The sequence below is a fragment of the Pseudomonas sp. GV047 genome (assembly GCF_003058245.1).
GTDB classification, from domain to species: Bacteria; Pseudomonadota; Gammaproteobacteria; order Pseudomonadales; family Pseudomonadaceae; genus Aquipseudomonas; species Aquipseudomonas marginalis.
In genome coordinates this window covers 188,178-207,472 of record NZ_QCWA01000011.1, presented here as the reverse complement: position 1 = coordinate 207,472, position 19,295 = coordinate 188,178, and the positions used below count along the sequence as shown (strand labels likewise).

At 57.5% G+C, this 19,295-nt stretch carries 20 protein-coding genes; 14 read left to right on the top strand and 6 right to left on the bottom strand.

Going from position 1 to position 19,295, the window contains the following annotated elements:
- The first annotated feature begins 3 nt into the window (after positions 1 to 3).
- Genes C8K58_RS25185 through C8K58_RS25160 form a run of 6 tightly spaced genes read left to right on the top strand, consistent with a single transcriptional unit; the run spans position 4 to position 6,506 of the window.
- Positions 4 to 417 (top strand): TIGR03750 family conjugal transfer protein, encoded by a 414-nt coding sequence (locus C8K58_RS25185; protein WP_054092829.1) that lies wholly within the window; start codon positions 4 to 6, stop codon positions 415 to 417.
- Positions 414 to 1,055, top strand: coding sequence for a PFL_4703 family integrating conjugative element protein (locus tag C8K58_RS25180; protein WP_054092830.1), 642 nt, complete (start codon positions 414 to 416; stop codon positions 1,053 to 1,055). Before C8K58_RS25185 ends, C8K58_RS25180 begins: the two co-directional genes overlap by 4 nt.
- Positions 1,052 to 1,867, top strand: coding sequence for a TIGR03749 family integrating conjugative element protein (locus C8K58_RS25175; RefSeq protein WP_054092831.1), 816 nt, complete (start codon positions 1,052 to 1,054; stop codon positions 1,865 to 1,867). The genes C8K58_RS25180 and C8K58_RS25175 overlap by 4 nt, the downstream gene beginning before the upstream one ends.
- Positions 1,857 to 3,374: a TIGR03752 family integrating conjugative element protein gene (locus tag C8K58_RS25170; RefSeq protein ID WP_108574538.1), complete on the top strand. Its 1,518-nt coding sequence runs from the start codon at positions 1,857 to 1,859 to the stop codon at positions 3,372 to 3,374. The genes C8K58_RS25175 and C8K58_RS25170 overlap by 11 nt, the downstream gene beginning before the upstream one ends.
- A complete protein-coding gene (locus tag C8K58_RS25165; RefSeq protein ID WP_054092833.1) occupies positions 3,337 to 3,753 on the top strand; it encodes a TIGR03751 family conjugal transfer lipoprotein in 417 nt (138 codons plus the stop codon). The genes C8K58_RS25170 and C8K58_RS25165 overlap by 38 nt, the downstream gene beginning before the upstream one ends.
- Entirely contained in the window at positions 3,753 to 6,506 is a 2,754-nt protein-coding gene (locus tag C8K58_RS25160) for a conjugative transfer ATPase (RefSeq protein WP_108574537.1), read from the top strand. The genes C8K58_RS25165 and C8K58_RS25160 overlap by 1 nt, the downstream gene beginning before the upstream one ends.
- 199 nt (positions 6,507 to 6,705) lie before the next feature.
- Here C8K58_RS25160 and C8K58_RS25155 read toward each other — a convergent pair whose 3' ends face one another.
- Together C8K58_RS25155 and C8K58_RS25150 are read right to left on the bottom strand one after the other, a co-directional pair.
- Positions 6,706 to 7,989, bottom strand: a complete 1,284-nt coding sequence (locus tag C8K58_RS25155; RefSeq protein WP_108574536.1) for a hypothetical protein — start codon at positions 7,987 to 7,989, stop codon at positions 6,706 to 6,708.
- 249 nt (positions 7,990 to 8,238) lie between these two features.
- Positions 8,239 to 8,511, bottom strand: a complete 273-nt coding sequence (locus C8K58_RS25150; protein ID WP_080377261.1) for a LasR-specific antiactivator QslA — start codon at positions 8,509 to 8,511, stop codon at positions 8,239 to 8,241.
- A 169-nt stretch (positions 8,512 to 8,680) separates the two neighbouring features.
- On the opposite strand from C8K58_RS25150, the gene C8K58_RS25145 reads away from it, so the two are divergent.
- From C8K58_RS25145 to C8K58_RS25125, 5 genes are all read left to right on the top strand, one after another.
- Positions 8,681 to 8,935 (top strand): helix-turn-helix domain-containing protein, encoded by a 255-nt coding sequence (locus C8K58_RS25145; RefSeq protein ID WP_108574535.1) that lies wholly within the window; start codon positions 8,681 to 8,683, stop codon positions 8,933 to 8,935.
- A 105-nt stretch (positions 8,936 to 9,040) separates the two neighbouring features.
- Entirely contained in the window at positions 9,041 to 9,997 is a 957-nt protein-coding gene (locus C8K58_RS25140; protein WP_108574534.1) for a TIGR03756 family integrating conjugative element protein, read from the top strand.
- Complete coding sequence (locus C8K58_RS25135) at positions 9,994 to 11,376, top strand: integrating conjugative element protein (RefSeq protein ID WP_108574533.1); 1,383 nt, start codon at positions 9,994 to 9,996, stop codon at positions 11,374 to 11,376. The genes C8K58_RS25140 and C8K58_RS25135 overlap by 4 nt, the downstream gene beginning before the upstream one ends.
- 3 nt (positions 11,377 to 11,379) lie before the next feature.
- Positions 11,380 to 11,688 (top strand): hypothetical protein, encoded by a 309-nt coding sequence (locus tag C8K58_RS25130; protein ID WP_108574532.1) that lies wholly within the window; start codon positions 11,380 to 11,382, stop codon positions 11,686 to 11,688.
- Positions 11,689 to 11,698: 10 nt separating this feature from the next.
- Positions 11,699 to 13,243 (top strand): conjugal transfer protein TraG N-terminal domain-containing protein, encoded by a 1,545-nt coding sequence (locus C8K58_RS25125; RefSeq protein ID WP_108574531.1) that lies wholly within the window; start codon positions 11,699 to 11,701, stop codon positions 13,241 to 13,243.
- Positions 13,244 to 13,252: 9 nt separating this feature from the next.
- Here C8K58_RS25125 and C8K58_RS25120 read toward each other — a convergent pair whose 3' ends face one another.
- The 3 genes from C8K58_RS25120 to C8K58_RS25110 form a co-directional block, all read right to left on the bottom strand.
- The gene (locus C8K58_RS25120; RefSeq protein WP_054092841.1) at positions 13,253 to 13,636 is read right to left on the bottom strand and encodes a DUF3742 family protein; all 384 of its coding nucleotides are present in this window, start codon (positions 13,634 to 13,636) and stop codon (positions 13,253 to 13,255) included.
- Between the two features lie 175 nt (positions 13,637 to 13,811).
- Positions 13,812 to 14,405 carry a hypothetical protein gene (locus C8K58_RS25115; RefSeq protein ID WP_054092842.1) on the bottom strand — a complete coding sequence of 198 codons (594 nt, stop codon included), beginning with the start codon at positions 14,403 to 14,405 and terminating at the stop codon, positions 13,812 to 13,814.
- Complete coding sequence (locus C8K58_RS25110) at positions 14,405 to 15,136, bottom strand: hypothetical protein (RefSeq protein WP_054092843.1); 732 nt, start codon at positions 15,134 to 15,136, stop codon at positions 14,405 to 14,407. The genes C8K58_RS25115 and C8K58_RS25110 overlap by 1 nt, the downstream gene beginning before the upstream one ends.
- Before the next feature lie 440 nt (positions 15,137 to 15,576).
- Here C8K58_RS25110 and C8K58_RS25105 point away from each other — a divergent pair, with 440 nt between their 5' ends.
- Positions 15,577 to 15,906 (top strand): hypothetical protein, encoded by a 330-nt coding sequence (locus tag C8K58_RS25105; protein ID WP_054092844.1) that lies wholly within the window; start codon positions 15,577 to 15,579, stop codon positions 15,904 to 15,906.
- Between the two features lie 132 nt (positions 15,907 to 16,038).
- Complete coding sequence (locus C8K58_RS25100) at positions 16,039 to 16,998, top strand: ArdC family protein (RefSeq protein WP_108574530.1); 960 nt, start codon at positions 16,039 to 16,041, stop codon at positions 16,996 to 16,998.
- Positions 16,999 to 17,129: 131 nt separating this feature from the next.
- Here C8K58_RS25100 and C8K58_RS25095 read toward each other — a convergent pair whose 3' ends face one another.
- Positions 17,130 to 17,327 carry a hypothetical protein gene (locus tag C8K58_RS25095; protein ID WP_046035945.1) on the bottom strand — a complete coding sequence of 66 codons (198 nt, stop codon included), beginning with the start codon at positions 17,325 to 17,327 and terminating at the stop codon, positions 17,130 to 17,132.
- Between the two features lie 221 nt (positions 17,328 to 17,548).
- On the opposite strand from C8K58_RS25095, the gene mobH reads away from it, so the two are divergent.
- A complete protein-coding gene (gene mobH, locus C8K58_RS25090; protein ID WP_108574529.1) occupies positions 17,549 to 19,276 on the top strand; it encodes a MobH family relaxase in 1,728 nt (575 codons plus the stop codon).
- The last annotated feature ends 19 nt before the right edge of the window (positions 19,277 to 19,295 follow it).

The window sequence follows — 19,295 nt, the reverse complement described above, 5'->3', positions numbered from 1 at the left end:
GGCATGAACGACACTATCGAACGCCTTGCCGACGGCACCTTGGTTTTTCTGCCAGAGCGACTCAATCGTGATCCCGCCGTATTGCGTGGTTTGACCAATGATGAGATGTGGGTAGCGCTCGGCACCGGTGCCGTCATTGGCCTGCTGCTGGGCGTTCCTCTGGCGATCGCCACCGCCTCCATTGCCGTGGCACCGACCAGCATGATCGCAAGCATGGCGGTGGTGCTATTGGCCGGTGGCACACTACTGCGTCGGGCCAAACGGGCTCGCCCCGAGACCTGGTTGTACCGCAAGCTCGAATGGATACTCGCCAGCCGTTGGCGCCTCGGGCGCGGAAATTTGATTCTCCATTCCGGCGCCTGGACGGTTCGCCGTTCGCGTCGACTGCGCCCTGCCCTGTCCCGGTGGCAACCATGAGTCGTTTTCGGAACAAGGTGGATGCCCAACAGGCCCACATCTTCAGCCTGCGTCTGGCGGTAGTGATTCTGGCCCTGGTCTGTGCCGGGCTCTGGTATGGCTGGCGCTCGGCACCGACCGACCTGACCGTGCATGTTCCCCCGGATCTGCGCTCGGGCAGCACCCGCAAGTGGTGGGATATCCCCTCAGAGAATGTCTATGCCTTTGCCCTGTACATCTTTGGTCAGCTCAACCGCTGGCCCTCAGATGGCGAGCAGGACTATCGCCGCGCCATCTATGGCTTGCAGTCCTACCTGACCCCCTCCTGCAAAGCCTTCCTCGATGGTGACTACGAGTACCGCAAGGCCGCCGGCGAGCTGCGCCAGCGGGTACGTGGCGTCTACGAAATTCTGGGCCGAGGCTACAGCGAAGATCCGGAACTCAGGGTCAAGCAACTCGATCGCGACAGCTGGCTGGTCAAGCTCGACCTCAACGCCGATGAGTATTACGCCGCCGAACCGGTGAAACGGGTGGTGGTGCGTTATCCACTACGCGTGGTGCGTTTTGACCTGGATCCCGAGCGTAATAAGTGGGGGCTGGCACTGGATTGTTATCAGGGCACTCCGCAAAAAATCTCCCTGCCTGGAGGTGAACCATGAAGCGGATGTCTACCCTGGGACTCACCGTCGTACTGATGTTATGGGGAGCTGCAGCGCAGGCCGTCGAGTTGATGTACTGGGAACGCCTCCCCCTTGCGGTCCCATTGGTGATCAATCAAGAGCGGGTGATCTTTGTCGATGAGGCTGTTCGCGTCGGCGTGCCCTCAACCCTGACTGGTAAGCTGCGCGTACAATCAACTGGCGGCACGCTGTACCTGCGCGCGTCGGAAGCCATTGCCCCGACCCGACTGCAACTGCAATCGGTCACAACGGGCGAGATCATCCTCTTGGACATCGCAGCCACGCCTGGTGATCAACCGCTGGAGCCCGTGCGTATTCTCAAGAATGCTCCGGTGCAGGCTACCGAGACGGAATCTAGCACCGTCCTTGTTCCAGATCGTACGCCGATCCCGGTCGCCTTGACGCGCTACGCCGCACAGAGCCTGTACGCGCCGCTGCGCACTGTAGAATCCCTACCCGGTATCCGTCGCGTACCGCTCAAGCTGCGTACCGAACTGCCAACCCTGCTGCCCACCGAAAACGTGTCCAGCACGCCCGTCGCCGCCTGGCGACTCGGTGATTACTGGGTGACGGCGGTGAAGTTGCGCAATCGTGGTCCAGAGACGGTGCAACTCGATCCGCGCCGGCTTCAGGCCAAGCTATTTGCCGCGGCCTTCCAGCATGCTTTCCTCGGACCTGTCGGCAGTGCTGAAGACACCACGATTGCCTACCTCGTCACCCGCGGTGCCGGCCTCGAACACGCGGTGCTATTACCTCCGCCCGTTGCGCGAGGTGCTGACGATGAACGCTAACGCCTTGCTCAAATGGCTGGTACCGGCTGCGCTGCTGGCCGTGGTGCTGATTATCCTGAAAATTTGGGTCGCGGGTGGCAGCAGTTCCTCTCCAGAGCACCCAGTTGATCAGGGCAACATTCAGTTATCCGCCGAGCAAGCCAAGTCGCTCGGCATTGCGGGTGATACCCCGCGCGACACGGTCGCCACCCTGGTCGGCCAGGTGAAGGCCATGCGCAGCGACATGCTCGGTCTGAAGAAACACAATGAATCGCTGCAGACGGAGAACAACCGTCTGCGCGAGCGGGAAAACAGTGTCGATTCGCGTATCCAGACAGCGCTCGGCGGTGTAACGCAGCAGGTCGACGAAGGTCGCCGCCAGGCCAACGAGGCCCGACTCAAAGCAGAACAAGACAGTCGTCAGGCTCGCGGTCTGTTAACGCAATTGCAGGACCAGTTGTCGGGGCTGACCGGCAAAGGCAAGGACATGCCGATCGGATTGGGGCTTGAGCCCGGCGACGTTGCTCAGTTTGAAGGGCAGCACTCTGCCAATGATGCGCTGCAGTGGATTGAACCCTCGGATGCGCCATCCACCGACGCCCGAGGTAAAACCAAGACTTCCCCCGCATTGAGTCTACCTACCGCCTTCAACTCACTGGAAGGCTTGAAAGATAACGCTATTGATCGCAGCCAGAAACAGCTACGTGCAGTCACCCAGGGTGAGCGTGACCCGACACGTTCCGCTGATCGTACCGAAGGCGCGAAGCCGGTCTACACCATTCCCGAAAACGCAACATTGATGGGCTCAGTCGCCATGACCGCGCTGATTGGCCGGGTCCCGGTGGACGGCACCGTGAATGATCCCTATCCCTTCAAGGTGCTGGTCGGTCCGGAGAATCTGACGGCCAACGGCATCGACCTGCCGGACGTCGCGGGTGCCGTGATGAGCGGCACGGCGTCCGGTGACTGGACCCTGTCCTGCGTGCGTGGGCAGGTCGAGTCAATCACCTTTGTGTTTACCGATGGCACCATCCGTACGGTGCCTCAGCCGAGGGCGGCCGCCAGCCGCAATGCCTCCACCACCCAGAGTTCGAACACCGACAAGATTCGTGGTGGACTCGGCTACTTGTCCGATCCGTATGGCATTCCTTGCATTGCCGGCGAACGTCGCTCGAACGCCCAGCAGTACCTCGGCAGCCAGAGCCTCATCACTGCGGCCGGCGCCGGTGTTGCCGCTCTGCTCGGGGATGAACGGAACAACAGCAGCGTGATCAGTTCGGGCGGCAGTACGCTCGGGGTCACTAGTAGCACGGGTAATAGCGCGCTGAATTCAATTCTCAGTGGTGGGGTCAGCGACATCCGCGAGTGGGTCAACAAACTCTATGGCGAAGCCTTTGCCGCCGTATACGTACCACCAGCCGCCCAAGTCGCGCTGCACCTCGACCATGAGATCACCATCGACTACGAGCCCAAGGGCCGGAGCGTTCGCCATGAAAAAGACCATGCCTCCCTGCCTGATCTGGATTAGCGTGTTCTGCTGGGTCCTGGCGGGGTGCTCCACCGACAAGGAGACGCTACTGCACCATGGCGAGCAAACCATGCTGGACATCTGGAACGACGCCGGCTCACAAGGCACTCAGCAGCAACTGCTGGATGCTCGGCAACAGTTACGCCGTCCCCTGGCCCAGGCAGATTTCTCCGTTGCTCTCCAGGAACCATACACGCGCACCGCGGCGAACGAGATCCATAATTTGTTCCCGCGCCTGCCCAATCCCGATCTGGTGCTGTACGTGTATCCGCACCTGAGTGGTACCGAGCAGGCACCGGTTCCGGGTTACTCCACAGTCTTTCCGTTTTACCGACGGGTGCAGTACGCATTACCGGGTGAACGTCAGGAAGACTTGTAGTGCGTACCGGCGATTCGGGCAACCGTACTCCTGCGTGGAAAGCCTGGCGCCACCCATTGCGCCCTCGCGCCACCTTGGCCGATGAAGCTGCACTCTATGCGCATAACCCCAGCTTCACCGATCACCTGCCATGGGTCGAATACCTCGACACCGACCAGTGTTTTTTACTCGATGACAATCGCTCGGTGGGCGCGGTGTTCGAATTACTGCCCATCGGCACTGAAGGGCGCGAACCCGATTGGTTGATGGCGGCCCGCGATGCCCTTGAGGATGCCCTGCAGGACAGCTTTGACGAGCTGGACCAAGCGCCTTGGGTAGCACAGTTTTTCTGCCAGGACGACAACGACTTCAACCCCTACCTGACCCGGCTCACCGATTATATTCAGGACCCCGCGCGAGGGACGGCCTTCACCGAGGCGTATTTGGAACTTAGCCGCCGTCATCTGAAGGCCATCGCCAAGCCCGGTGGTCTGTTTGAGGATAAGGTGGTTACACGCCTGCCCTGGCGTGGCAATAACCGCCGAGTGCGCCTGGTGGTCTATCGCTGGCTTGAGTCTGACGCTGAGGAGACAGGACTCACCCCGGTGCAAGCCCTGCATCAGGCTTGCGAACGTATCGCTGCTTCGTTGCAGGCGTGCGGGGTGCAATCGACGCGAGTCGATGGCCGACGTCTTTATGCCTGGTTAGTGCCCTGGTTCAATCCGGCACCCAGGCTCACCGGTGAGGCCCCCGAAGAGTTCTATCGCCGCGTGGCCTATCCAGAGCCGGGAGATGGCGAGTCGCTGGAACTGCCCTTCGATCACGATTTTGCCGAGAGGTTGTTCTTCAACGAACCGCGTTCGGATGTACAGCGTGGACTCTGGTACTTCGACGATCATCCCCATCGTGTGATGGTCGTGGACAAGCTACGGCGGGCACCACTAATTGGCCAACTCACTGGCGAAACCCACAAGGGCGACGCGGTGAATGCGCTGTTCGACCAGTTACCCGAAGGTACGGTGATGAGTCTGACCTTGGTGGTCAAACCCCAGGATGTACTCGAGGATCAGTTGAACCGCCTGGCCCGCAAAGCCATCGGTGAAAACCTGGCCTCGACCCAGACCCGTCAGGATGTCGAAGAAGCCCGCTCAATCATCGGCCGCCAGCACAAGCTGTACCGCGGCACGCTGGCGTTCTACGTGCGCGGTCACGATGAGCAGCAATTGCACCAGCGCTCGGTCAGCCTGGCCAACGCGCTGCTGGGTGCGGGGCTGCAACCGGTACGCGAAGGCGATGAAGTCGCCGCCTGCAACAGTTACCTGCGTTGGTTGCCGATGGCTTACAACCCAGCCCGCGACACGCGAAACTGGTACACCCGCCTGGTGTTTGCCCAGCACTTAGCGAACCTGGTTCCGGTGTGGGGCCGCAGCGCCGGCACCGGCCACCCGGGCATCACTCTGTTCAATCGTGGTGGCTCGCCGTTGAGTTTTGATCCGTTGTCACGCCTGGACCGAGCCATGAACGGTCATCTGCTATTGTTCGGCCCCACCGGTGCCGGTAAGTCGGCGACCCTGGTCACCCTGCTGATGCAGGTCATGGCGGTGTACCGCCCTCGCCTGTTTATCGTCGAGGCCGGTAACTCATTCGGCTTGCAGGGCGACTACTTCGCGACACAGGGCCTGTCGGTCAATAAGGTCCAATTGAAACCTGGCGCCTCGGTCAGTCTCGCCCCGTTCGCCGATGCCTGGCGCCTGGTCGAGCAACCGGATCAAGTGGCGAGTCTGTCGATTGATGAGCTGGACGATGAGGCTGTAGCCAATCGCGGAGACCAGCGCGATGTTCTCGGTGAACTGGAAATCACCGCCCGACTGATGATCACCGGCGGCGAGGCCAAGGAAGAAGCCCGCCTGAGTCGAGCCGATCGCAGCTTGATCCGCGAGTGCATCCTGGATGCGGCGCAGACCTGCGTCACGGCGGGCCGTCAGGTGCTGACCCGCGACGTGCGCGACGCCTTGCTGCGCGTCGCCGCCGACCCGCACTTGCCAGAGAAGCGTCGTGAGCGTGCCCAGGAAATGGGCGAGTCCATCGACCTATTTTGCCAGGGTTTCGAGGGGGAACTGTTCGATCGCGAGGGCACGCCTTGGCCCGAGAGCGATGTGACCATTGTCGATCTGGCCACTTACGCTCGCGAAGGCTACGAGGCACAGATGTCCATCAGCTACATCAGCCTGATGAACACCGTAAACAACCTGGCCGAGCGCGACCAGTACCTGGGCCGACCGATCATCATGGTCACCGACGAGGGCCATATCATCACCAAGAACCCGTTGCTGGCGCCCTTCGTGGTCAAGGGCACGAAGATGTGGCGCAAGCTCGGCGCTTGGTTCTGGCTGGCGACGCAAAACCTTGCCGATTTTCCCACGGCTGCGCAGACCATGCTCAACATGATCGAATGGTGGATTTGTTTGAATATGCCGCCCGCGGAGATTGAGGAAATCGCACGGTTCAAAAAACTTACGCCGGCACAAAAAGCCTTGTTGCTCTCCGCCAGTAAGGAGCCGGGTAAATACACCGAAGGGGTCGTGCTATCGAAGAAGCTCGAAACGCTATTTCGGGCTGTGCCGCCTAGTCTTTACCTCGCCCTGGCCATGACGGAGCCCGAGGAAAAAGCCGAGCGCTGGATACTGATGCAGGAAAACGGCTGCTCAGAGTTGGAGGCGGCTTACCGGGTAGCTGAACGGATCGATAGAGCGCGAGGAATAGAATCAACATAGGAATAGCTATTCAGATATTGCTCTTCCAGAGAGTGAACTCTGCGATTGCATCGCAACTGACCAGACGTTTGCACGACAACTGAACAGTAGATTGCATTCGTGTTCCACACTTAGCCGGGCGGTCTGTTGCTGGCCATCGCCCGCGCGGGGCCACTTCAAATATTTTTATATCCGCCAAATGCAACCCCACTTTCTATTATTAATGATGCGACCCTGGTTGTGACCTTGCTTTAGCAGCCTTCTTCACTTCTGATTCCAAGCTGTTTATCAGATAACTCAAATCATGCTTCGAAATACGCTTCGGTCTGGCCATACGTACTGGGTCATTTATTCGCACCTTTGTTTCATCCGAAAGCGCGCGATCTAGACAAGTGGAAAATTCCATCTCATCGTCGAATATAGCTTCTACTTTTCGAGCCTCATCATGAATCAAAAGCGCCCTCAGAGGACAGCTCTTAATGGCTTTTAACAAACCATCATCAAGCGTAGTTAGAACAGGAATCATGAATTGATTACCCTTCTTTTCTGTCATAAGCGTTTCGCAATGTCGAAACATATAAAGGTCCCACGCAAGCGCGGAAATCCTATTATTCGAATCCCCGTTCGGGTTCCGCAACGCTGGCTCGTCAAAGATAGGCATTCTATTCTGCTTATCAGCGAATCCGCTCAGGGCCTTCCATCCGAAGTAAAGTTCCTTTAGGGGCATGACGTCAAAATTATCAAGACAAAAATTCACCAAGCAGCGAATACCATCATCTACGCTTTTGCCATTCCAGCACTCCAGCATCGCGCGTAAAATTATGGACTGCATCATATCTCGCCGTTGGATACAGGCCCATGCCTCCCGATTGGTCAAGAATGCATCCCACATTTCCTCAGCTGCGGGTATGTAGTCCTGAATCTGTTCGGCATGCCCGTTCAGCACCCTCTCCCTAACTTCGGGGATATGCATCATGGCATCAAACATCTTTGCTGCCGCAACTTTCTGGTACGGCCAAGGGTTATTAGGTTTTACAACTTCACGTAGGTTTTCCAGTGCCGCAAACGTCCAATCAAAACCACGCCCGCCTTGATCTTCAATGAACTGCAAGGTCGCCCGCACCTTTTCGCGGTGCCTCGAATCCTCATGACGAAAAAAACCAGGTAACTCAGTAAGAAAGTTTGTATCGAGTAGTGAGAAAAAGGGAAACTCCAAAGGCGCACTACCGCTCCTCATCTGCCTCTCGATAGCATCGGAAAATGCAAAAATTCCCTTTCCAGCAAATAGAGGAACCACGGGCACGTTTGGATTATCTGACCGGCCCAAAGCTTGCAATGGAACCCCTCCCTCATCACTCGCGAACAACACACGAATGCCCGAGAACGCTTCACGATCAGAAGCGACGATGTCTGCGAGGGAATCACCTGGTGAGCGACGTAGAATGGCAGTCTTTACGCGTAGCATCTTTTTCATTTCGTGATGCAGATCGAGTTTGTTTACCATCGTGATGTGCCCTCTTGAAGATATACTGGTGCGGTTGCCGACGCGGAAAATGAGAGAGATCGGTGGGTTGCTGCCACATATCTAGACTCCTTGCGCAACCTGATGCCCGCTCGCTTTCGTCGAGGGCAGCGCGAGTCGCAGAGCAAACATCGGGACAAAAACGCCGCACCTAAAAACCAAAAGTGATTTAGGACCGAAACCTGCTGGCCTGTGCCAATGCGATGGGCCAGGCTAAATGCAAACGGGTGGTCAAGTCGATACAGGTATCCGTGTACCGCGCTGAAGCCGCTGCTGAATCCTCAACAAGAATCCGGCTTCAAAAGCATCTTGGCAGTCGCCGACAGGAAAGGTCTTGCGGGTTTGCGCCAGCGCCCACCACAGTGGAGTCTCCCCGGGCGTATCAAGCCAAGCCTGAGCACATTTCACGCCACGTTCGATCATCGGGGCAAACTCGCTGCCCCAAGGCGTCAGAAGACTTGAGCATCCATCCGCCGCCGGAATTGAAATGTAGTTTTCGTCCATAAACACCCTAGATGTCTGAATTATTGTTAGATGTGGAATCCAACCTCGAAAAGCTTAACGACACCAAATGAACGCTCGATAACAGGCATGAACATCAAATGGCCTAGTTGGATGCCAATGTAGACTATATCCCGTGGATTGAGAGTCCCTCAAGGCGCAGTTTGCGCGCATGACTCAAAACTACGAACAGCTTCGTCTGCATCTGTCGGAAAACATCCGCTGGATGAGACGCGTGAAAAATCTGACCCAAGAGCAACTGGCGCTCATGGCCGAGGTGGATCGCACCTACGTCAGTCAAATCGAACGATGCACGGGCAATCCATCGCTGTTGGTCCTGTGCAAACTCGCCAATATTCTCGAAATCACCACAGATCAACTGCTTGCAAAACCCGCCACCCTGCGCAGCGCCCTTCACGTCAAATAATAGTCTCACAGCTCACAAATCCGATAGATCCGCCTTCATAATTTCCACTGACAGTCTTCAGTCCGTCACCGAACCTGCCCAGGCCATACACCGAGAGCCTGGATCATGCCTGTTGCCTGCTCGTCAATCTCGCCCACAAAGCTACGGCCCCTGGCGCTAAGCATCCTGCTGGCGTGCGGCCCAAGCGTGGCGCTGGATACCGGCAGCATCACCGCCTCTGTGCTTTCGCCAAATTGCCTCGCATACCGGGTCGTCGGCATTTGTTTCTGGCTGCTCTGCACACCCTTCGGCTGCGAGGTCAAAACCTCAACCAAGGTTCGTCATTTCATTCCTGAGCTGGTGGTCTCGAGCTACGCCACCACCGGCAATAACCCCTGGACCGAGATGGCCACCCTCTCCTCTCCCATCAGCGGTGCGGAAGGTGGCGGTAACCTGATCACGCCGAACACCCGCCGCGACAACCTGCCTCGCTTCAAGAACGTCGACGGTATCGGCCACCCCGGTGGCTGGGCCGCGACGCAACTGGCTTCGCAGTCCGGCTACGCCTGCGCCAGCGGTGCCACGGCGTTCATGCCCTACTACCTGAGCACCCTGGACTCACTGGCCTGGCGCCATGGCATCCCAGAAAGTTTTTACCCCGAGTCGCTCATGCCGGGAATCCGTGAAGTCGGTCGTCAGGTCTCGGGAAACATGTGGGGCAACGTTTATCCCCGGCAGGGTTTTCTGGTACAGCCCGACGACTTCAAGGCGGCCGCCGTCATGGCGCAACGGGCCGGCGATGTGATGACCCGCAACTGGCAGCCGCATGTGTACTTACCCCTCACGCCCGCCAAACACGACGGCTACTGGCCGCCTGGCCCGATCGTTGAAAACGACGCTTCGACCCACAAATGGCAATTGCTCTACCCCCAGGTTCAGCCCACGTGCACCATCTTCCCCAGCGATCCGTTACAGAGCGCGGATGGCGACTACGCCTGGTCGCTGTGGCGCCCCTATAGCTGCTGCAAACGTGAGGGACAGACCTTCCTGTTCAGCATCGACTTCGAAGGCGGTGCTTCATGAGTCGGCTTCTCGCACGATCATGGTTTGTCTTGGTGAGTCTGTTGCTCTACGGACTGCTGACCGTTGTCCTCCATGCCCACGCCGCCGAAGGCGACTACCGTCTGGGCACTCAAGGCGAAGTACTCGACGACCGAGTGATGTACACCATCGGTGGCGGCTCGGCAGTCGGCTCACCGAGTTCGCTCTACCGACCCAGTGGTCTCGGTGTCGGCGGCTCCTGGCGAGCGAACATGATGTGCGGAAACATGAGCCTCACCAACACCCTGCAAAACCAGCTGAACGGCGTCACCGAAGGTTTCCAGCAGATCATGGGCAGCATTGTGCAGAACGCGACCCAAGCCGTGATGTCGCTGCCGGCGTTGATTATCCAGCGCGCCAACCCCGGCCTCTATGAGTTGCTCAGTAACGGGGTGATGCAGGGTCGTATCGACTTCGACCGATCCAAGCTGACCTGCCAGGCCATGGCCGAGAAAATGGCCGACAAGGTCGGTCAGGCCGGCTGGGGCGCGCTGGCCAAAAACCAGGAGATGCAGGGCAACCTGGAGCAAACCGGCGGTGATGCAGTGGCCGCGGTGAAAAACACCGAGACCCATAACGGTAACAATGGGGTGTCCTGGGTCGGCGGCCAGAAGGCTGGAGGTAGCGGGCAGACACCCATTCGGGTGACCGCCGACGTGGTGCGCGCGGGCTACAACCTGCTGCATAACCGGTCGGTGGATGACAGTGCCTCGATCAGTAGCAGTGATTGCCTGGGCGGTGCTATTTGCCAGACATGGACCTCGCCCCAAGAGGAATCCGAATGGGCCGTTCGCGTTTTGGGCGAGAGCGAAGTCTCGACCTGTGACACCTGCGAAACCCTGCGTGCAACCGCGGGCAGCGGATTGACGCCGCTGATCCAGGAGGCCTATAGCGAACGTCTCAAGGCCCTGCAAGGGCTGCTGTCGGGCTCACTGCCGCCTACCCCTGACAACCTGGCGAAAGCCTCCAGCCCGATGCTGCCGGTGACCCGTGGTGTGGTTGAAGCCCTGCGCGACGATCCCGATCAGGATCTGTTGGCACGGCGCCTGGCCAGTGAGACGGCCTTGTCCAGCGTGCTCAACAAAGCGTTGCTACTACTGCGCACGCTGCTGGCGGGCAGTCACGAACCGAACATCGCCTCCGCCGAGCCGGCCCAAACCGCCTTGACGAAAAACATCGACGCTCTGGAGCGCGAAATACGCCTGCTGCAGACCGAACTGCAGGTCCGGCAGATGCTGGCCACCAACACCGCCAGCCTGGTGCTCGATCGGCATGCCGGCGGTGCTGATGCTTCGCGCACCGTCGAGCAAGGCGACCCTGAGCCGGGTCGACTCAATGATGCTGACGCCAGGCGCAAGTGAGCCATGAAACGCTCACCGTTTCTCACTCTGCTTTCAGGTCTGGGGATGGCTGCGGTGATGATCCTAATCGCCGCACTGGTCACCTGGATCGGCCGCACTGCGCTGGGTAGTTTCGAAGTCTGGCAGCAGGCATTCGAATCCGTACGGTCTTATCTGCGGTGGTGGCGCGCCCTGCTCTACGGCGCTCTCTTTGCGCTCTGGTGGAACCTGCTTCGACGCTACCGACATCGACCACAGGATCGACTGCGCGTGAAACGCATCGGGACACTAGGGCTCGTGCTCTTTACCTGCATCGAACTCACCCGACTGTGAGGCCACCACCATGCTCATGAGTACCAACAGCTACCTGGAGTTTTACCTCTCACTACTCGCCTGGATCATCAACAACGGCCTCTGGAGCGTCCTGTCCGACACTGGCCTGTTTGCCGCGCCCTTCGGTGCGATCATCCTCCAGGAATGGCTGTCGGCCCGTCAGCAAGGCGCGGATGAAGGCAACAAGGGACTGCTCTCGGTGCCACGGATCGAGAACCGGTTGTGGCTCGCCTACATCGTCGTCTTGTTCGGTTGCGCCCCCGTCTTTCCGTTGAGTCTTGCATCAATGGCGTTCGACGATGCGGCGAGCCAGCGCTGCGGCGTGAGTGTGGCCAAGCCTGCGGAAACCGCCTGGGGGACGACCTTCAATACCATCGGCGAACGCTCTGCCAACGTGCCGATCTGGTGGTTTCTGGTGCATGCCTTGAGCAAAGGTGTGACTGCGGCGGCCACCGCCTCCATCCCTTGCGCACCGGATATCCGGCAAATGCGCATGGAGATCGACAGCTCGCGCATCGACAGTCAGGTGCTGCTGCAGGAAGTCGCCGACTTCACTCGCGACTGCTACGGCTATTCCCGTTCTCGGTTGTTTACCAATCGCCCGCAACTGGACAAGTCACAAAGTCACGACGCATCCTGGATCGGCTCAAGCTATTTGCTCGACACACCCGGCTACTACGACACCGATCGCTCACGAACGCCGCGAGTCAGTTGGCCGTATGACGACAACCGCGATGTTTCCCTGCCGCGGCTGGAGAATGGCGCGGGCTACCCCACTTGCAAACAGTGGTGGAGCGACAGCGGTGTCGGGTTGCGCGAGCGCTTGATCGAGCAAGTCGATCCTTCGCTGCTAACTCAGCTAAAAGGTTGGTTGACTAGCCGATCGAGCAACGAGATCGAGGATGCCACCCTGCGTGAGCTGGTCAGTCCGCGCCAGCAATCGATGACCATGTCGCCCGGACAGGTGTACCAGGACTATGGCTCCAGCGCCCGTGGCGGCTCGATCAATCAGGGGCTCAATAATCTGGCCACCAATACCGGGTTAGCACTGGGCTCCTTCAGCAACTTCCCGGCGCTGAATGCGCTACGCGCCGCCCTACCGATGGTGCAGGCGTTCCTGATCATGGGCATCATCATCAGCTTGCCGCTGATTCTATTGGTCAGTACCTACCAGTTGAAGACCGTCATGACGGTGACGTTCGCACTGTTCACACTGCATATGCTGAGCTTCTGGTGGGAACTGGCCCGCTGGGTCGACTCCAGCATGCTCGATACCTTGTACAACCAGGTTTCGGCGTCCAATCAGCTGCTGTTGTCGCTGCCCACATCCGGACTTATGGATGGGACGGTCACCGCGCAGGTGATCGAGTACGTGATGGGGGCAATGTTCGTCGTGCTTCCGATGTTGTTTTTGGCTGCAATGAGCTGGGCAGGATATAGCGTTGGCTCAATTGCCGACGGCATGCTTAGCAAAGGAGCAGCTCAAGCGCAGGACGCTGGTGCAAGGGGCGCTGGAGCTCTGATGTCTGCTGGAAAGGCCTTAAGGAAGGGGTGAAGAACTCGACTACAGGTCTTTTAAATCAGGCTGACCGGGTGCGCGGCCATACTCATACTCACCATATGGGTCGCCATATGCCTTGTACCGGAGAGCATCCTTAGGTTTGATAGGCGTTCCATTGGCGATGGCCCAACACAAGACAATAAGGATCATCACCGACACTGTGAACCATAAGCTAACTAGAAGGAGTCCGGCGGATATTGCCAACTTGACAACTAGAAAACTCCCGCGAACAAGTAATTTACCTGCGGGCATTCCTGCCGTCTCCGCACCCTCAACCACGCGGGATTCAAACGCTTTCAACTTACGGTAACCACGCTTCACCGACAGACCACAGGCGTACGCCCAGCGGTGGGCACGTGAACTTTGAACAGGTTGCTGAGTCGGCATGGTCTCGCCCTCCTCTGAGCATTTTCATGGTTGAGGCAAGAGTATTAGCCTACTACTGAAAGCGGTCCATATCTGACCGTTTATCAGTTTGCTCAGACGGCGCCGCGAGCGTTTGGGCTGCGCGTTGAAAACAGCCCCCATATCCTAGTCCGCCAAGGGTAGGACCCGTAAACGGCTAGTAACCTTTCGGTATGCGATAGGTCTTGCCCTTTTTTGTGCGGTCTTCGAAAAAGTCCGCATGCTCCGATTCGTCCGTGCGTATGCAATCGCGCATCTGACCATTCCCAACATTGCATTTCGACCACTCAACCCGACTGCCTAATTCGTCCAGCCTCGCCACCTCGCCTCGACGCGCTTTTATTTCGTCTAACGACGGCACCCACAGATAGAGAGACACTACTACCAATGTAAGGATCGTAGCCTGCGCCGACAGGAAGTAGAGCCAACGCCTGCTATTCAATTTCTTTGCTGCCATGTTGTACAGTTCAGCAGCCCGCTGAGCGGCAGCATCTGCCTCCGTGAATCTCTTGCTCAACAGCTCAGCGGCTTGATTCGCAGTTGACTGTGCAGAACTCTCGATGCTCTGTTTGACGCCCGCCTCCAGTCGAACCAGCTTCTTTTCGACGCTATCCTGCAGCTCACGCAACGCATCAGTAGCCCGTCGAGACTTGCTCTCATCGATCTCTACAGCTTCGAGAACTTTGCGAGCCGCGCCAAAGAGGGCCTGAAAATTTCGATCGTGCGCTTGCTCTTGACTTGTTCCGGCCATCAATATCTTCCTAAAGTTGGACCTTTTAGATCGGGCATCTCGTGATCTGGTTGCTTCATCTCTCTCTGAAGGGAAAGATATCGCTCCTGGCTGTACTCGATCCATTGTTTGTGGGACAGGTTCAAATCCATCAAATCCTGTAAGGCGGCGAAATGCAGACCTCCACCGCTGCCGGCCACCAGCACCAATCCGCCTGTTCCGGTCTCCTCTGGCCCTTGAGCAAGCCGCACCAGATCGATGTAGTCGCGCTCAGCCCTTGTGATCTCAGCCGATCTGCGTTGCAGAATGCCAGCAGCCAGCTCCTCGATAAAATTTTGGAACCTCTCGCTTGACTTAGGCCGCTGCCTGGCGCCTTCGGCAAACGCATCGAGATAGGGCTCAATGCGTGCCGACAGTGCAGCGCTGGGAAGAGGCGCCGTTTCAATGTACCAATGCACCCGCCGCGAAGTACCTGGCAGGTCAGGCAATTCGTCCAATTTTTCGGAAAAAATTCGAGATAGAAACTGGTGACGACCAGCCTCTTTTTTTGACTTGTTAGCCTCAGTCTTAAACTCGATCAAACGTACTGTGCCAGGGAATGCCATCAGCAAATCCCCCAATCGTTTATCGTCTGGCGTTTGTTGAAGCAAGTTCACCATACTTGGTAACTGACCGGATCTCAGCTGTGAACCAAGAGCGAACCCCAGCCCGTAGAGAAAATTTCCGATAACCACATTTTCATACAACTTCATTGAACATCATCACCCTAGTATCACGCCCTTTAGAAGCTTGCCGGTACCGCTCCAAGCCTAACCGTTTGTCAGTCAATCCGGTCGAAAAAACAAGGCTGGCTTTCAGTAGACTCAGTTCGTCTAACGCGTTGGTTTATCTCGTTGCTATTTGCGAACAGCTCGGCTAAACCCGAGGTACGGATCGCTGTTATCGACAGCACTTTCCCAGGTAGCCAGAACCTTCAAGGCTACGTCACTTCGGTGATGGTTCTCCCCAAGTGCGATTAGCGTTCGGTGGCTCGCACGGTGACCGTTGCTACGGTGATGAACGCCTACTGCTCTCCTGAGCACCTTTCAAGCGCTGCTCGTGAGATAAGCCCTCTTGATTTTCTTCAACCCACTGCGGGGAAATCTTTCCCCGCACAGGACAGGTTTCTTCGCGTTTTCAACGGAGACATACCATGCCCGACTCACTTACACCGGAAACACTGAACACCCTTCGGTTGCCCATCGTGTTCACCCCTGGCGCGTGGCAACGCGCAGTACTGCTCGAGCAATCCGATCACGCTGAGAAGCTGCAGGTCGATCGGTTGAGCCACGTATTGCGCGCAGCCTTCGAAGCCCACCTGGCCTTTCCACACAAGCCTTACGTGCTGTTCGAGGTAATCCACATTGAACCAACCGATCGCTTAGACCAAGACCCGTTGCTGCAATTGAGTCTGAGCCTACTCCAAGAACCGGGTCAGCCTGCCGCCTTGCTGATAGCGCTTGCAGGAGAACACCAGCGCTAAGCGCAATGGGCGGCGCCCACCTCCACATTCGGACGGCATGCAAGACCTGCATCAATCCAACCCATCACCCAACCGGGGAACCCTCCCCCGACGGGCAAGGCGTTCCTCCGTTTTTCTCTCGAGGAAATTGCCATGCGCGATATCTACCAAGACGTGACAGACAAGATCGTTACCGCGTTAGACCAAGGCGTTGTTCCCTGGATCAAACCCTGGTCCTCAAGTGGCTCCGCTTACATCGGTCATCAACCCTACCCCATCAACGCCATCACGCGACGTCCGTATTCGGGCATCAATTTACCGCTGCTCTGGGCCGAGGCCAGGTTGCAGGGGTTCACTCAAGATCGTTGGCTGACTTTCAATCAAGCCAAAAGAGCTGGCGGGCACATTCGTAAGGGTGAGCACAGCACTCTGGCGGTGCTCTACAAGCCGATGGAGCGCGACGAAGAGACCGAGTCAGGCCAACCCGTACTCGATGAAAAAGGTCAGCCTAAGGTCGCTCACTTCGGCATTCTCAGGACGCATTTTCTGTTCAACATCGAGCAAACGGACGGGCTCGAAATGCTCAATGACGCCTTGCTCCAGACGGAACAGAGTGATCCCTTCCAACCCAACAGCGCCGCGGAAAATCTGCTGTTAAGTTCAGGTGCACGCATCGTTCATCGGCCCGCCGACGAAGCCTTTTATCACCCGATTAAGGATCTCATCCAACTGCCGACAAAAGCACAATTTCACGATGAAGGCGGGTACTACGCCACGGCACTTCATGAACTGACGCACTGGACCGGGCATCACGCTCGGTTGCAGCGCGAAGGCGTGACCTCTGCCTGTCCGTTCGGGTCGCCAGGCTACGCGTTTGAGGAGTTGATCGCAGAGATGGGCGCTGCTTTTTTATGTGCCTACGCCGGTATACAGGGGGAGCTGCGGCACGAGGGCTACATCGACTCCTGGCTCGGCCTGCTCAAAGCTGACAAACGCGCGATCTTTCGCGCCAGCGGTCAGGCCCGAAGCGCCTCGGAGTTTGTACTCACCCTGGAGCAGCAACGGAAGCGGATGGTGATGGATGATTCACGATGCATGAACGATGGAGTTTGATCATTACCTCACCGCTGCAATCGCATCAAAGGGCCCAACGCAAGTTGTGCCCTTTTTTTCTGCGCCCAGAAAACCCCATTCCGTTGGGCTCTAATTCAAAGAGTCAGGGATGGGCACATCCCCGCAACCCGTCATTCCTCATCCAGGTTCTGCGCCAGATAATCCACCAACTCGAGCGGACTTCGGCTATCGATCACCTTGTAGATCAGATCACGCTTACTGCGCGGCAACTTCTTGACCACGCTCTTCGCCGAGGCCCGGACGGCTTCGTCGGTCCCATGGATACGTGCCGCGAGCAGCAGCACGAGCGTGGCGTCAGTGAGGTTCATGGCAAGCCCCAAAAAAATAGGCACCGCAGTGTACCGACTCTTGTCTTTGCCGTACTAGCCCCAACAAAACGATGCCTAGCAGTATCCATATTCCGATTGCCGCGCAAAGGGACACGCGCCAAAAGGACGGTAAGGGTTGGAAAGGAATGGGGGGTCAAGGGTAAGAGCCCTATCCGAAAAGGCTAAAAGGCCACTGACCCAGCCACTTCCCGGAGGTAACGATGCTCAGCCTGTTTCGCCGCAAAAGGCAGAAGCCATCTCCGCCACCGACCATCAACGTCGCCGAAGGTTACCTGCCCATCGAGTCGGCTCACAGCTTGTTAGCAGCGGAGCACCGCCGCCAGCTGCTCGATCGAATCTGGCAGTACACCGCCCTCTCCCACGCTCAGTTCATCCAGCTCTATTTAAATCCGATCCATCGCTACGCCGAGCAGGTCCAGCAACTCCCAGCCAGCGAGACGCACCACCATGCGTATCTCGGTGGCATGCTCGACCATGGACTGGAGCTGGTGGCTTGCAGTTTGAAACTGCGTCAGTCGTATCTGCTCCCCACCGGCGCTGCGCCCGAAGACCAAGCCGCCCAGACCGATGCCTGGTCGGCGGGTATCGCTTATGGCGCCCTGCTGCATGATATCGGCAAGATCGCTGTGGACCTGCTGGTTGAGCGCCAAGATGGCCGCCTTTGGCATCCTTGGCAGGGTCCCCTGGATCAGCCCTACCGTTTTCGCTATCTCAAAGGTAGGGACTACCACCTGCACGGTGCCGCTGCAGGTTTGCTCTACACCCAGATTCTCGACCGCTCCATCCTCGATTGGCTCAGTGGATTCCCGTCACTGTGGGCCAGTCTGCTGTATGTCCTGGCGGGTCAGTACGAACGTGCCGGCGTGCTCGGCGAGTTAGTGACAAAGGCCGACCGCGTCTCCACCGCACAGAACATCGGTGGTAACCCCAGCAAGGCGCTGCAAGCGCCGATTCATTCGCTGCAACATCACTTGATCAGCGGACTGCGTCACCTGGTTCAGCACGAGCTGAAACTCAATCAGCCGGGTGCCGCGGGATGGCTGACCCAGGACGCGCTCTGGCTGGTCAGCAAGACGGTCACGGACAAGCTGCGAGCCTATCTGCTGTCGCAATCGATTGAGGGCATTCCCTCATCCAACATCGCTGTGTTCGACGAGCTGCAATCGCATGGGCTGGTCGAGTCGACCCCGGAAGGTAAAGCCATCTGGACCGCTATTGTCGCGCAGGGGAACTGGCAGCAGAGCTTTACCTTTCTGCGCCTTCAACCGACATTGATCTGGGGGAGCGAAGACCGGCCTGAGGCTTTCAACGGAACGGTGAGCGTTGCAGCCGATGATCACTCGACTGACACTTCGACATCCCCACCAGCCCCTAAGGCAGGCGGAACAGGATCGCATCAAGACCAATCGCTGGAAGGTGCTATGGCGATGGAGGATGCCGGCTACCTCGATACATTGTTGGACATTTTCGAAATGGGAGAGCCCGATATGCGCGATATGACGTCGGAAAATGCTCTCGAAATCTCAGATCATCCTTCGAATAACCTTGGCCAGGCATTCCTGAATTGGGTCAGAGAAGGCATTCGCAGTCACAAGTTAATCATCAACGGCAGTAAGGCTAAAATCCATACAACGAGTGGTAGCGTATTTTTGGTAAGCCCTAGTCTATTTCAATGCTACGTCCAAGAGTTCCCGAAGGCTCCAGGCATCCAAGGTGTAAGCGAAGGATGGCGCCGCGTTCAAAAACAGTTTGAAAAGTTAAAAATCCACAGGAAGACCGAAAACGGGCAGAACATATGGACTTTACAAGTAGCAGGTAATCGCAAAAAATCGACGCTCAAAGGATACATACTTGAGCGTCCCGATTATTTACTAGACGAACCACATCCTGACAATCCATTTCTCACCATTCATAAAAACCATGAATGATGCGAAGCAACGTTTGTTC

What these genes read in the sequence shown, in the direction of transcription:
- C8K58_RS25135 (WP_108574533.1), top strand. Translation starts at nt 9,994, where the DNA reads ATGAGTCGGCTTCTCGCACGATCATGGTTTGTCTTGGTGAGTCTGTTG.
- C8K58_RS25175 (WP_054092831.1), top strand. Translation starts at nt 1,052, where the DNA reads ATGAAGCGGATGTCTACCCTGGGACTCACCGTCGTACTGATGTTATGG.
- mobH (WP_108574529.1), top strand. Translation starts at nt 17,549, where the DNA reads ATGCTCAGCCTGTTTCGCCGCAAAAGGCAGAAGCCATCTCCGCCACCG.
- C8K58_RS25095 (WP_046035945.1), bottom strand. Translation starts at nt 17,327, where the DNA reads ATGAACCTCACTGACGCCACGCTCGTGCTGCTGCTCGCGGCACGTATC.
- C8K58_RS25140 (WP_108574534.1), top strand. Translation starts at nt 9,041, where the DNA reads ATGCCTGTTGCCTGCTCGTCAATCTCGCCCACAAAGCTACGGCCCCTG.
- C8K58_RS25180 (WP_054092830.1), top strand. Translation starts at nt 414, where the DNA reads ATGAGTCGTTTTCGGAACAAGGTGGATGCCCAACAGGCCCACATCTTC.
- C8K58_RS25155 (WP_108574536.1), bottom strand. Translation starts at nt 7,989, where the DNA reads ATGGTAAACAAACTCGATCTGCATCACGAAATGAAAAAGATGCTACGC.
- C8K58_RS25170 (WP_108574538.1), top strand. Translation starts at nt 1,857, where the DNA reads ATGAACGCTAACGCCTTGCTCAAATGGCTGGTACCGGCTGCGCTGCTG.
- C8K58_RS25150 (WP_080377261.1), bottom strand. Translation starts at nt 8,511, where the DNA reads ATGGACGAAAACTACATTTCAATTCCGGCGGCGGATGGATGCTCAAGT.
- C8K58_RS25105 (WP_054092844.1), top strand. Translation starts at nt 15,577, where the DNA reads ATGCCCGACTCACTTACACCGGAAACACTGAACACCCTTCGGTTGCCC.
- C8K58_RS25110 (WP_054092843.1), bottom strand. Translation starts at nt 15,136, where the DNA reads ATGAAGTTGTATGAAAATGTGGTTATCGGAAATTTTCTCTACGGGCTG.
- C8K58_RS25100 (WP_108574530.1), top strand. Translation starts at nt 16,039, where the DNA reads ATGCGCGATATCTACCAAGACGTGACAGACAAGATCGTTACCGCGTTA.
- C8K58_RS25130 (WP_108574532.1), top strand. Translation starts at nt 11,380, where the DNA reads ATGAAACGCTCACCGTTTCTCACTCTGCTTTCAGGTCTGGGGATGGCT.
- C8K58_RS25145 (WP_108574535.1), top strand. Translation starts at nt 8,681, where the DNA reads ATGACTCAAAACTACGAACAGCTTCGTCTGCATCTGTCGGAAAACATC.
- C8K58_RS25120 (WP_054092841.1), bottom strand. Translation starts at nt 13,636, where the DNA reads ATGCCGACTCAGCAACCTGTTCAAAGTTCACGTGCCCACCGCTGGGCG.
- C8K58_RS25125 (WP_108574531.1), top strand. Translation starts at nt 11,699, where the DNA reads ATGCTCATGAGTACCAACAGCTACCTGGAGTTTTACCTCTCACTACTC.
- C8K58_RS25185 (WP_054092829.1), top strand. Translation starts at nt 4, where the DNA reads ATGAACGACACTATCGAACGCCTTGCCGACGGCACCTTGGTTTTTCTG.
- C8K58_RS25115 (WP_054092842.1), bottom strand. Translation starts at nt 14,405, where the DNA reads ATGGCCGGAACAAGTCAAGAGCAAGCGCACGATCGAAATTTTCAGGCC.
- C8K58_RS25165 (WP_054092833.1), top strand. Translation starts at nt 3,337, where the DNA reads ATGAAAAAGACCATGCCTCCCTGCCTGATCTGGATTAGCGTGTTCTGC.